Here is a 12,264-nt window from a genome sequence, read left to right as displayed (position 1 = left end):
AATTCTGCAAACGATGCAGCATCGAAATCCTAATACGTAAAATGGGGGAGTTTGCGTCACTAATCAATAGTAAGAAGGGTAACAAAGTGTGAAAATATGCGTTTTTGTGAGCAATAATTTTTGTCAAGAGCCAAACAATGTGTTTGGCTCTGATTATTTCTTATGGTTGCAAAGAAAATACCGATTCTTTGAGTTGTTGTTTAAGTGTTTCATCAGTCAGTTCGCCTTTTTCTGAGTCAAACACATCATAAAAACTGGGTACTGACATACTCGCTTTTACGTCCATCGCGAAAAATGGTGCAGACCCTGTTGCGCTTCCTAGCACGCTTTTTGCGCCACCGGGACCTGGTGATGTTGCCAGTAGTACCATTGGCGTATCTTGGTATACCTTTTGGCTGATCCTCGATGTCCAATCGAACAGATTTTTATATGCGGCGGTATAAGACCCGTTGTGTTCAGCAAACGACACGATGATTGCATCAGCTTCAGCGATTTTTTTGTAAAACGTTTGTGCCTGAGCTGGAATACCCTGTTCGTTCTCACGATCTGAGCTGTAGATTGGCATTTCAAAATCGTTTAAGTCCAACACTTCTACCTGTGCGCCCTCTACCAATGAGGCGGCGTACGTTGCCAGTTGTTTGTTAATTGACTGACGGCTGCTGCTTGCTGCAAATGCTAAAACTTTCATAACTCTCTCCTAAATCATTACAATGTGTACGAGTTGAAGCATCAAACACCACATCTACATCAACTCGCCGTATTTATTTGTTGATAACAAGTATATATTAGGCTTCAATAATCATTAATAACGTAAAAGTAAAATTACTATTTCCATATGACCAATAATATATTTGATGGTGTGTTGATATTTACCCAGGTGGTTAAAAGCGGTGGCTTTGGTGCCGCTGCGCAGGTCTTGGGCCATTCAAACTCTCATATCAGCAAAGAGATCAATAAACTTGAAGAGCGGCTTGGCGTAAGACTGCTTAACAGAACCACACGCTCAATTGCGTTAACACCCGAAGGGCAATTGTATTTCACGCACTGCGAACAATTGGTCAATGACGCACAAGATGCTTTTACTTTGCTGACTCAACATGATGAAAACCCAAAAGGGGAGTTGAAGATAAGTTGTCCTGTGGGGATAAGTCAAAGTTATATCCAGCCTGTTATTGAACAATATCTGAGTCGCTATCCTAATGTTAAGCTCAACTTAGATCTCAGCGATAAGCGAATCGATTTAGTCTCAGATGGCTTCGACTTGGTAGTACGTGCCGCGCCCGTGTTAGATGAGTCCAGTTTGATTTGTAAAAGGCTGTTTTCTTGCCCAACCTATGTGGTGGCATCACCGAGCTATATCCAATGTCATGGTCAGCCATATCATCCTAAAGAATTACAAAATCATGACTGTATTTGCTATAGCAATCACAAAGTGCCAGAACGTTGGGACTTCACCCATAAAAATGGTGAACACTTTGTCGTTAATGTTCGGCAAAAGATTAAGTCTAACAACGGTAACATGCAAGCCAGCATGGCATTGGCGGGCTTTGGTGTTTGTCGTTTACCAGAGTTTTATATTAAAGAAGCGCTTGAAACGGGGCAGTTGGCATCTTTGTTTGAAGAGTTTCCACAGCCTATGGTCAATGTTTATGCGATATATCCGAGCAAAAAACATTTATCTCCCAAAGTACGATGTTTTATCGACTTACTTGATGAACAGGCGATGCTTATAAGATAAACAAGTCGATATTTTTGTACGCAAAGGCGATGCTTTTAATCGCGTGTGGTAATGAAATACGCTAATATAGCGCATTACTTTCCTAAAACTCGATCATCATCAGTTGATGATATCCTGACATTGAGAACATCATGAGAAAAACCTTTGCGTTAACGCATCCTAAACTTAAACCTGCACGCTTGGTAGATGCCATAAAATATGAAGTGAAAAAATATCTTCGCAGAGAGCGTAATAAAAATCTGCCAGCGGATGCAGATTTTTGGGATTTTGATTGTCGCTTTGGTGCGACTGAGTCGCAAGCCGATGTCATTAAAGTTACGCAGATCAACAAGCATATTGATCACGCAGTAGATGCTCAATTGCCTTCATTTTATTTAGAAATCTTGGCAAAGCCGGGTTACAGAGCACCTTTGCAAGACGAAGAATAAAGTGCAAGTGATGTATCGGCGTTGCTTAGTCGCCGATACATGATATTGAAGTTAAGATGACGGCGTTCTTTTTAACTGCTCACGCAATAAAGTGACTGATAAAACTAGCCCACCAATTGCGCCGATAAGGTGAGCGTCAATCGCCACTGTAGAATCAATGAGTGCACCCACCTCAGGACTTGGCCCTTGTATTTGTTCCCATATTAATTTGGTCCAAATCCCAACAAACAGCAAAATTCCTGTTTTCATGCCAACTTGAATGTCTTTTAAAGCGCCCCAGACTATCACGCCATGAAGCAGGCCACTCAAACCGGTATAAATTCTTATATCAGGACAAAATAGCCAAATGCCGATTCCAGTCCAAAGCGCTAAAAAAATAATATGCCAACAGTAGGTAGATACAGAGCGATGTTCAGCATGTAAAATCCAGATAAAAACAACGCCTAGTACGTTAAGCGCAAGGTGTGTCCAATTGGTATGCATAAACTGGCCTGTGAAGATTCTCCACCACTGTTGTTCAACCTGACTACGGTCAAATACCAGCAAGGAGTGTGCGTCTATCAACATCAACAAGGCGCAAATTACAATGAGTAGCAAAGGTGGCAGTATGTATTGTTTTTGTATTGGTAAATCAATCATGTTGTTTATGCTTTATTTTTTGCATATTGTGCCTCTTTACTTTTATCATGCCAACGATGAGAACCGATAAAAGTGAATATTATGAAATATGCCTATCCGTTGATTGGAGTTTTGTTACTCAGTGGCTGTGCCTCTGATAGCAACTTGGCGGCAAAACCAGAACAACGAGAAACGAGGGAACCTGAAGCCGCAACAGGGTTTCAACTCAAGCAGCAGGCTATTGGTGAAAAATACATGATTGCAGCTGCCAACCCTTATGCCTCAAAAGCAGGTCAGCAGATGTTAGCCAAAGGCGGCAGCGCTATCGATGCTGCGATTGCCACGCAACTCGTTCTGACTTTGGTTGAACCACAATCGTCAGGCATTGGTGGCGGCGGATTCGTCTTATACTACGACAAGAAAAACAATCAGCTAGTCACATTTGATGGCAGAGAAACTGCACCAAGTAATGCTGATCATACGTTGTTTTTAGACCAACAAGGTAAGCCTGTTCCATGGATCAAAGCCGTAGTGGGTGGACGCTCGGTAGGTGTGCCGGGTATTTTATATGCGTTTAAGCAAGCGCATGATAAATACGGTAAGCTGCCTTGGAATGAATTATTTAAACCAGCCATCGCGTTAGCTGATGAAGGCTTTGTTGTTTCACCTCGTCTAAGCATGTTACTAGAAAAGCGTTATAACCCTGGGCTTGAGCAGCTATCTGGGGCAAAAGAGTACTTCTACCCAAATGGAAAGCCTTTAAAGGCAGGTATAGTTAAGAAAAACCCTGAACTTGCCGCACTTTACAAACAGGTCGCACTACAGGGCATAACTGCGTTTTACCAAGGTGATAACGCTAAAAAGTTAGTTGATGCAGTACAAACATCCGCTATTGCACCAGGCAAACTGAGTGAGTCAGATCTCGCGCAATACCAGAGTAAAATGCGTGATCCAATATGTGTTGACTACCATCAACATAAAGTGTGTTCGATGGCCCCGCCAAGCAGTGGTGGTGTAGCTGTGCTGCAAATTCTAAAATTACTAGAAGGCAAAAAGCTTAGCCAGTATCAGCCTAACGACCCAACAAGTTTGCATTTATTTACTCAGGCATCTCGCTTGGCGTTTGCTGATAGAAATCACTATGTGGCAGATCCTGATTTTGTCTCGGTGCCAACTCAAGCTCTGCTACAAAGCGACTACCTTGAACAACGTGCCAAGTTAATCACTGACCATGATAACCACAATGTAGTAGTTGGAGACCCAACTAAAGGCAAACTTGCTTACGCGAAAAGTGATGGCTATGAGCTACCATCAACCACACATGTGTCGATTGTTGACCAAGATGGTAATGCGGTATCCATGACAAGTTCAATCGAAATGGCGTTTGGCTCAACAGTTATGGTGAACGGTTATCTTTTAAACAATCAGCTTACGGACTTCTCATTGAGCCCCAAAAAAGACGGACATTGGGTAGCTAATCGAGTTGAAGCAAACAAACGTCCACGCAGTTCCATGGCACCTGTGATGGTATTTAACCCAGATGGCAGCCTGCGATTAGTTGTCGGCTCTCCTGGTGGCAGTCGTATTATCAATTATGTAGCACAAACCATCATTGGTGTACTTGATTGGCAATTGACACCACAACAGGCGGTTAACCTGCCAAATATTACCAACCGTAACAAATATACCACCTTGGAAAAGGGCACTGAACTTGAGCAGTATGTCACTTTCTTCGAAGAAAAGGGGCATAAAGTGCAGCTAAGAGACTTGAACTCCGGCTTACATGTTATTGAGGTAAAAAATGGCAAATTATATGGTGGTGCAGATCCTCGCCGAGAAGGCGTTGCATTGAGCGAAATCACACAATAACCATAGGATTGAACCTTACATTAAGATATAATGTACGGCCCTGTTTACGCTCGAATAGATGTGTTGCGGGGCCTTTTACATTGGTCTGATGTGCGCGAATTTCGTTGAAATTTAATCACCTTAGGCAATAATGAACTCTCAGCCTATATAAATGTGTCAAAACTTGTAAATATGACTAAACAAACTGATCCAAATTATTTATACATTCCTTACTCTGGTCCAAATCTTCTAGAAACGCCTTTATTGAACAAGGGCAGTGCATTTAGCCAACGTGAACGCGAGAGCTTTAACCTCGCTGGTTTACTTCCGCCACGTTATGAGACCATTGAAGAGCAGGTAGAGCGTTGCTATCAGCAATATTCAAGCTTTAGTGACAACTTGAACAAGCACATTTATCTGCGCGCGATTCAGGATAACAATGAAACGCTGTATTACCGCTTAGTGCGTGACCACTTGGAAGAAATGATGCCTATCATTTACACGCCAACTGTGGGTGATGCGTGTGAGAAGTTTTCAGATATCTACCGCAGCTCTCGTGGCTTGTTCATCTCATATGAAGAACGCCATCAAATCGATGATATTTTACGTAATGCCACAAAAGGCAAAGTAAAAGTTATCGTTGTAACCGATGGTGAGCGTATCTTAGGCCTTGGAGATCAGGGTATTGGTGGAATGGGGATTCCAATTGGTAAGCTCTCTTTGTACACGGCATGTGGTGGCATAAGCCCCGCTTACACTTTACCTGTAATGCTTGATGTTGGTACGAACAATGAGAAGCTATTAGCCGACCCTATGTATATGGGCGCGCGTCATAAGCGTATCGCTCAGGAAGAATACGATGAGTTTCTTGAGCTATTTATCAATGCAGTCAAACGCCGCTGGCCTAATGTGTTGTTACAATTTGAAGACTTTGCTCAGCCAAATGCCATGCCGTTACTAAAGCGTTACCGCGATGAAATTTGTAGCTTTAATGATGATATTCAAGGCACAGCTTCTGTCACTGTAGGTTCGTTGTTGGCCGCTTGTCGTGTTAAGGGGGCAAAGCTCTGTGAACAAAAAGTGGTATTTGTAGGGGCAGGATCCGCAGGGTGTGGTATCGCCGAGCAAATTATTAGTCAAATGGTTGCAGAGGGTATCTCTGATGCCCAAGCTCGCTCTCAGGTGTATATGGTCGACCGTTTTGGCTTGTTAACCGAAGGCATGGCTGATTTACGTGACTTCCAAGCTGCGTTAGTACAAAGCAAAGACGCGTTAAGTGAATGGTCTTACAGCGGTGACTATGCATCATTACTTGATGTTATGCACTGTGCAAAGCCAGATATTTTAATTGGTGTATCAGGTCAGCCTGGTTTGTTTACCGAACAAGTTATCCGCGCTATGCACAACGGCTGTGCGCGTCCAATTATCTTTCCGCTGAGCAATCCATCTCGCCAAGTTGAAGCACATCCAAAAGATGTGATTGAGTGGACTAATGGTGAGGCCATTGTTGCAACGGGAAGCCCGTTTGAGCCAGTACAGTTCGATGGCAAAACGTATCCAATTCCGCAATGTAACAACAGCTATATTTTCCCTGGTATTGGTTTAGGTGTGATTGCTGCAAAAGCCACACGTATCACTGATGCGATGCTGATGGTTTCAAGTGAAACACTCGCGGAGTCTTCACCATGGGCGAACACAGGCAAAGGTAGCCTGTTACCTGCGTTGATAGAAATTGAGGCACTCAGTAAACGTATCGCGTTTGCCGTTGCTAAAAAGGCGATGGAAGAGGGCGTTGCACTAGAAATGCCTGACGATGCAATTTGGGCTGCTATTGAGAAAAACTATTGGCTCCCTGAGTATCGAAACTATAAACGCCGTAGTATTTAACTTTAAAAGCCAGCATAAGCTGGCTTTTTGATACTTAAAAGTATCAAGGCTTGTGTTTTTTCGATAAAAGCGCTCTTATAGTTAAACTAACCATTAGCACAATCGCTCATTCAGTGATGATTAAGGGCAATATGCTTCAATACTCGCAATAATCTATAAAAGGAACACCGTTATGCGTATGATCTCCTCATTACTTGCTACCTTTTTCTGTGCAAGCTCATTTGCAGCAGCACTTCCTGAGCAGCCTCATTTATATGTTGAAGGCTCTGCTAAAATGCAAGTACAGCCTGACAGAGCAACTATTCGTGTTGCAATCAGTGAGACCAATAAACAGTTAGTTGCGGCCAAAAACAAGGTTGATAGTGTGATGGCAAAAGCGATTAAACTATCAGAACGTTTCGGTATCAAAAAAGATGATATTCATGCCGTTCAGCTTAATGTGCATCGCCAGACACGATATAACCGTAATACCAACGAAGAAGAGTTTGAGGGCTTTAGAGTTGTTCGCAGCTTAACTCTTACTCTGGAAAAGATTGAAAGCTACCCAGAGCTTTTACAAGAGCTTGTTAATGCCGGTATTACCCAGTTCAACAATACCGAGTTTAGCGTGAGTAATCGTGATGAACTTACAGATAAACTGAAAAAAGAAGCGATCAAAGACGCAAAACTGGCGGCCAGCGAGTTAGCCGATGAGTTTGATGTTGATTTAGATAAGCTCTATTCAGTGTCATTTGCACCAATGAATGGTCCGTCAGTACCGTATCTGAGACAGGCTTCATCAATGAGAATGATGGACTCGGAATCGGGCAGCTACAAAGAGGCATATAACACCGGTGCCATCACCATCAATGCGCAGGTTTACGCTGTCTATCTAATTAAATAATATCCGCTAGCGTAGGCGTCTTTTCTGACGCCTACCGTATTCAAAGCAAGTCACGTATAATCCTGTTTTTGTATGTAGTTGAGGTGTAAAGGCGGGATGAGTAAAGTATTTGTTGTAGGTTTACCAAGAACCGGAACCACAAGCTTGTGTATTGCCTGCTTAGAACTTGGCTTTAAAACCGCGCACACAGCGTATACTAAGAAAACCTTTCAAGACGCCGATGTCATTGCTGACACCCCCATATTTAATGACTATCAACGCCTCGCCGGTGTATATCCAAATAGCCGTTTTATCTATCTAGAGCGCGATATAAACAGTTGGTTACCGTCGATATCCCAGTTGCTGAACCGTATGGCTGGCAATCTTTTGCGAACAGATGGCGGCTTTAATGACACGATCAAGCGTTGTTTTTTAAACACGTTTTCAGGGTTGAGTGAGGAGTCAATAAACGACGACGCCTTTTTGAGAAACTGTTATACACAGCATAGACACCAAGCAATTACATTTTTTGAGTCAAACCAATTACCTTATTTGCTGCTCAAAGTTGCAGATACTCACGCGATGGATAAGCTGAAATGCTTTCTAAGTGCCCAGGGCACAGATAGTAATACGACGATGCCCTATACCAACAAAGCGGGAAAGGTGACAGCGTGGAATGACATACGCCACCCATTAAAAGTATCTTCAACTAGAAACGGCAAAGTAGATAAAGATACGGCGTTATACTAATCCTACGCGTCCAATCGGTGCTTTGCGCCAACGTCACAATAAGATAGAATGCCCGCAATTTTTTCAGTGAACTCAATAAGTATTTCGCAATGTTTGAACTTAAATACCACACGCCTTTTGAATGGACACATAAAGTACTCGAAGATTTCGACACCTTTTTACAAGATCATGCTGCGGCAGAGAAAAAAGCATCGGGAATGGCGGTATCTATGTTAAGCCACTATCCAGATAGAATTAAGCTGGTCAAAGCCATGGCCGACTTGGCGATTGAAGAAATGATACATTTCAAGCAGGTACTAAAGCTTTTGACCGAACGCGGTGTCACTTTGGGCAATGACCAAAAAGACCCATACGTTAAAAAAATTCGCGCTGTCTTTAGAAATGGCCGAGATGAATTTCTAATTGATAGATTACTGGTTGCGGCGGTGATTGAAGCACGTGGTCATGAACGTTTTTCTTTGGTTGCGCAAGCTTTACCTGAAGGCAAAGAGAAAGATTTTTATGTCACGATTGCAAAATCAGAAGAAAAGCATAAAAACCTTTTTGTAGAGCTCGCTTATGAATATTTCGATAAACAGATAATTGATGAGCGTTTAGAAGAGATCTTGATTGCAGAAGCGCAAATTTGTCAGGAAATTCCTTTCACAGCAGCTTTACACTAAACGGTTTTTTGGTCAGGCGAATTTGTAATCATATAGGTTCGTCTGATTGGTTAAAAAATAACAGTGCTTAGATATTAAACAAAAAATTTATGTTGACTTGCTTCATAATATCTATATAGTGAAGCACAGCTTAAAAGTAAGTCTTTTTACACTCCATTTCGAAGCGTTAACGTTAGTACCTCCGTCCTGTAGTTTTAAATATCATTTATTTTTTGTGCTATTCCGTCTGACTTTGATGATAGTCAGCAATTTAATTTTTTATTTACAGGATAGATATTATGTCTAACACAGTTACTGGTACCGTTAAGTGGTTCAACGAGTCTAAAGGTTTTGGTTTTATCGCTCAAGAAAATGGCGCTGACGTATTCGCTCATTTCAGCGCAATCAAAGGTGACGGCTTCAAAACTCTAGCTGAAGGCCAACGCGTAGAATTCACTCTAGCTCAAGGCCAAAAAGGTCCTCAAGCTGAGAACATCGTTGCACTTTAATTTTTAATAATTAAGTGAAACAAAAAAAGGTAGCCAGTGGCTACCTTTTTTAATGCCTATAATTCAAGTTACAGTTTAAATTTTGAAGTTGAATCCAGAAGATTATCTGATAATTTATGAAGATTCTGTGCAACATCACGCACCTGTTCAAGTGCTCTCATTGTTTCTTCAAAAGAACTGTGCATATTCGAAACGTTATCTACCACCATAGCGGCTACCGATGTTTGCTGCTCTGTGGCTGTAGCGATTTGAGAGTTCATACCGTTAATCGCTAAAATCTGCTCCGAAATTTCTTGAATAGAGTTACCTGTTGCTTCTGCCGCTTGAGCGTTGTTGGTCGCCATGTCTCTAGCTGTGTTCATAGCGTTAACTGAGTCTGATGCAGCAACGGTGAGTATGTTGATAAGCTCACGGATCTCATTAGTTGATTTTGCCGTACGTGATGCCAGCTCTCTTACTTCATCAGCTACCACCGCAAAGCCGCGGCCTTGCTCTCCAGCTCGAGCCGCCTCAATTGCCGCATTCAAAGCGAGTAGGTTGGTTTGCTCTGCAATTGACGTAATTACATTTAGGATCTGCGTTACATTTTGGGTATCATCAGCAAGTTTGTTAATTGTGACGGCAGCCTTATTAATTTCTTCACTTAAATCTTGAGACTGGGCAACCGATACATTAATTTGCTTTAAGCTTTCGTCGACAGCGTTCTCAGCAAGCTCCGCGGCCTGAAAAGCCGACGCTGCTGATTGGGAAATATCTCCTACACTTTGTTTCATTTCTTCCATTGAGTTACGTACTACCTCGGCATCACTGGATTGTTGCTGAGTTGCACGCTCTGCTGATTCCATGCCTTGCACTAAGCGGGTAGAGTTTTCCATCAATGGTTCAACCACAGCGATAACATCTTCTACCGTGCCTCTGAGCAGGTTAATGAATGCATTGAAGTTTTTAGACACTTGCCCAATTTCATCGGCGGATGAAACAGTCAATTGTGAACTCAATGAGCCTTTTCCTTCGGCCAGTAAATGTAGGTTACTTGCTGCTTCACCAGCTGATGAGCTGATACCTCTTGCGATCATGACCGCTAAGACGATAACCAGGGCCAGCGAGATAACAGCTACGATAAACATCATCGTCAAAGCATCGTCGGCGTTAGATTTGGTGTTGTTAATTAATTCTGAAAAACGCTCGTTAGCACGTTTTTTATCATCGTTTAAATCAGCAAGGAGCCCTTCAAACAAATCGCTTTTTTGTTTGGCTATTTGCGGTAACTTAGCAAAGTCGGCTGTGCCATCAATCATGCTGGTCGCAATTTGCTTTGCGATTTTACCGTACTCTTGTAGGTCACGTACGGTATCAGTGGTTGGGAAATTAGAGTTCAACGTAGGAACTTGCCTTAAATTTTCAATGAGCTTTTTCTGTGTACCTGCGGCTTTACTTATCAACTCAGCGTCGCCAAAGGTGACTGATTGGGTGTAGGTTTCGTCGAGGTTTTGCATCGCAGTGACGTTTTCTGACGTCAAAATCAAGAGCTTATAGGTTTGGTTTTCTAATTCATCTAGTGAACGCTGGTTCTCCAATAAAGATTTATAGTTAATCATTACCAAGACAATAAATGCTGCTACTGCAACTATGGTTATCGCATGGATTTTTTTTGAAATACTCATATTCTTAAAATGCAATAAATTCGACATATAACACCTTGTAATATAACAATGTGACAACCTTTCGTTGTGTTAATCCCTGCTTTTTGCCACTTTAACGGCATAGCGCTAGCTGATTGGCACTTTCCCCTGAATCTAAGCTTAGCCATATTCCAATTTTTATCAATAAAACTTTCTTTTTCGGAGGTTTAACTATACTTAGCCTGCCAATAACTTATAAATTAGGCGGAGCTATCTATGAAACTTAAAACAACTCTCTTGATCGCTGCTCTCACTTCAATGACAGCTCATGCAGAGATAAATATTTCAGGGTTTGCAAGCGTGAATGGCGGTAAAGTGCTCAGTGGTACGGGTGCCCCCCAATACGGCATAGAACCTTCATTTCTTGCTGACTATCCAATTGTAAGTACTTATACAGAGGATTTTTCCTTTTCACCAGAGTCACTTATAGGTCTACAGGTAACAGGGGATCTTGGTAACGGGCTCAGCGTAACAGGGCAAATCGTAGCGCGGGGGGCGAATGATTTCGATGCCGAATTTGAATGGGCCTACATCTCCTATGAACTCAATGACAGCTGGACATTACAAGCAGGTAAGAAGCGTTTACCGCTGTTTTATTACTCTGACTTTTATGATGTTGGCTATGCCTATGTATGGATGAGGCCACCAGCTGATAACTATACATGGCAGATTTTCAACTACGAGGGGGTGAACTTACTCTACAATGGTTCGATAGGAGATTGGGGACTGTCCGCTAATATTTACACCGGTAAAGAGGATGACACAGAAAATAAACTCTTGTCTGACTTCTTTTTCCGTGCGCCAACACGAGAGATCTGGGAAGATATTCTCGGTGGAGTAGTAAACTTAAGTCATGACTGGCTAGAAATTCGTTTAACCCACATGCGCTACACCAATAAGCGCTTTATCGATGGTGAACCATCAATGTGGAACGGAAAAGACGAGCGAGACGGCAAGTTCTATGGTCTAGCAGTCAACGCAGACTTTGGCAATTTCTTCATATTATCCGAGCTCAACCGTTTAGAGCTAGACAGTGACTTTGATACTTACATGATAAGCGTTGGTTATCGGTTTGATGAGATAACGCCATATATTATGTACTCAGACTATGAGCAAAGTGGTGATGGCGATGTTGAAAAGCATGATACGACCGCTGTCGGTGTTCGCTGGAACTTCCATCCTTCAGCTGCATTTAAAGTGCAATATGACCGCGTTAAAGATGATTCGTTTGACTTCGCCGTAGCGGGTGACAGTAAAGCGATTACGTTTGGCGTTGATGTAGTATTTTAAGGAGCTTAAGT

Annotated in this window: 12 protein-coding genes; 9 read left to right on the top strand and 3 right to left on the bottom strand. The window is 42.3% G+C overall.

All coding sequences use genetic code 11. From position 1 onward, the window contains the following. Window positions 1-160: 160 nt before the first annotated feature. Complete coding sequence (locus tag BET10_RS10380) at window positions 161-688, bottom strand: NADPH-dependent FMN reductase (RefSeq protein WP_070985474.1); 528 nt, start codon at window positions 686-688, stop codon at window positions 161-163. Between the two features lie 147 nt (window positions 689-835). On the opposite strand from BET10_RS10380, the gene BET10_RS10375 reads away from it, so the two are divergent. Together BET10_RS10375 and BET10_RS10370 are read left to right on the top strand one after the other, a co-directional pair. Next, window positions 836-1,738 carry a LysR family transcriptional regulator gene (locus tag BET10_RS10375; RefSeq protein WP_070985473.1) on the top strand — a complete coding sequence of 301 codons (903 nt, stop codon included), beginning with the start codon at window positions 836-838 and terminating at the stop codon, window positions 1,736-1,738. Window positions 1,739-1,869: 131 nt separating this feature from the next. After that, window positions 1,870-2,166 (top strand): DUF6172 family protein, encoded by a 297-nt coding sequence (locus BET10_RS10370; RefSeq protein WP_070985472.1) that lies wholly within the window; start codon window positions 1,870-1,872, stop codon window positions 2,164-2,166. A 51-nt stretch (window positions 2,167-2,217) separates the two neighbouring features. Here the strand turns inward: BET10_RS10370 and rrtA are convergent, their stop codons facing one another. Further along, window positions 2,218-2,805, bottom strand: a complete 588-nt coding sequence (gene rrtA / locus BET10_RS10365; RefSeq protein ID WP_070985471.1) for a rhombosortase — start codon at window positions 2,803-2,805, stop codon at window positions 2,218-2,220. Window positions 2,806-2,886: 81 nt separating this feature from the next. Between rrtA and ggt the strand changes: the two genes are divergently transcribed. The 6 genes from ggt (at window position 2,887) to cspE (ending at window position 9,281) form a co-directional block, all read left to right on the top strand. Beyond that, window positions 2,887-4,653, top strand: coding sequence for a gamma-glutamyltransferase (gene ggt, locus BET10_RS10360; protein ID WP_070985470.1), 1,767 nt, complete (start codon window positions 2,887-2,889; stop codon window positions 4,651-4,653). 171 nt (window positions 4,654-4,824) lie between these two features. Continuing rightward, window positions 4,825-6,519 carry an NAD-dependent malic enzyme gene (locus tag BET10_RS10355; protein WP_070985613.1) on the top strand — a complete coding sequence of 565 codons (1,695 nt, stop codon included), beginning with the start codon at window positions 4,825-4,827 and terminating at the stop codon, window positions 6,517-6,519. A 172-nt stretch (window positions 6,520-6,691) separates the two neighbouring features. Then, entirely contained in the window at window positions 6,692-7,402 is a 711-nt protein-coding gene (locus BET10_RS10350; protein WP_070985469.1) for an SIMPL domain-containing protein, read from the top strand. Between the two features lie 96 nt (window positions 7,403-7,498). Then, window positions 7,499-8,131 (top strand): sulfotransferase, encoded by a 633-nt coding sequence (locus BET10_RS10345; RefSeq protein WP_070985468.1) that lies wholly within the window; start codon window positions 7,499-7,501, stop codon window positions 8,129-8,131. An 89-nt stretch (window positions 8,132-8,220) separates the two neighbouring features. Then, entirely contained in the window at window positions 8,221-8,793 is a 573-nt protein-coding gene (locus BET10_RS10340) for a MiaE family protein (protein ID WP_070985467.1), read from the top strand. A 278-nt stretch (window positions 8,794-9,071) separates the two neighbouring features. Further along, the gene (gene cspE / locus BET10_RS10335) at window positions 9,072-9,281 is read left to right on the top strand and encodes a transcription antiterminator/RNA stability regulator CspE (protein ID WP_070985466.1); all 210 of its coding nucleotides are present in this window, start codon (window positions 9,072-9,074) and stop codon (window positions 9,279-9,281) included. 68 nt (window positions 9,282-9,349) lie between these two features. Here cspE and BET10_RS10330 read toward each other — a convergent pair whose 3' ends face one another. Next, a complete protein-coding gene (locus BET10_RS10330) occupies window positions 9,350-10,972 on the bottom strand; it encodes a methyl-accepting chemotaxis protein (RefSeq protein WP_070985465.1) in 1,623 nt (540 codons plus the stop codon). Between the two features lie 207 nt (window positions 10,973-11,179). Between BET10_RS10330 and BET10_RS10325 the strand changes: the two genes are divergently transcribed. Then, window positions 11,180-12,253, top strand: a complete 1,074-nt coding sequence (locus BET10_RS10325) for a porin (RefSeq protein ID WP_070985464.1) — start codon at window positions 11,180-11,182, stop codon at window positions 12,251-12,253. The last annotated feature ends 11 nt before the right edge of the window (window positions 12,254-12,264 follow it).

Source organism: Pseudoalteromonas amylolytica (assembly GCF_001854605.1).
Classification (GTDB): Bacteria; Pseudomonadota; Gammaproteobacteria; order Enterobacterales; family Alteromonadaceae; genus Pseudoalteromonas; species Pseudoalteromonas amylolytica.
This window is presented reverse-complemented; position numbering and strand designations above follow the sequence as displayed.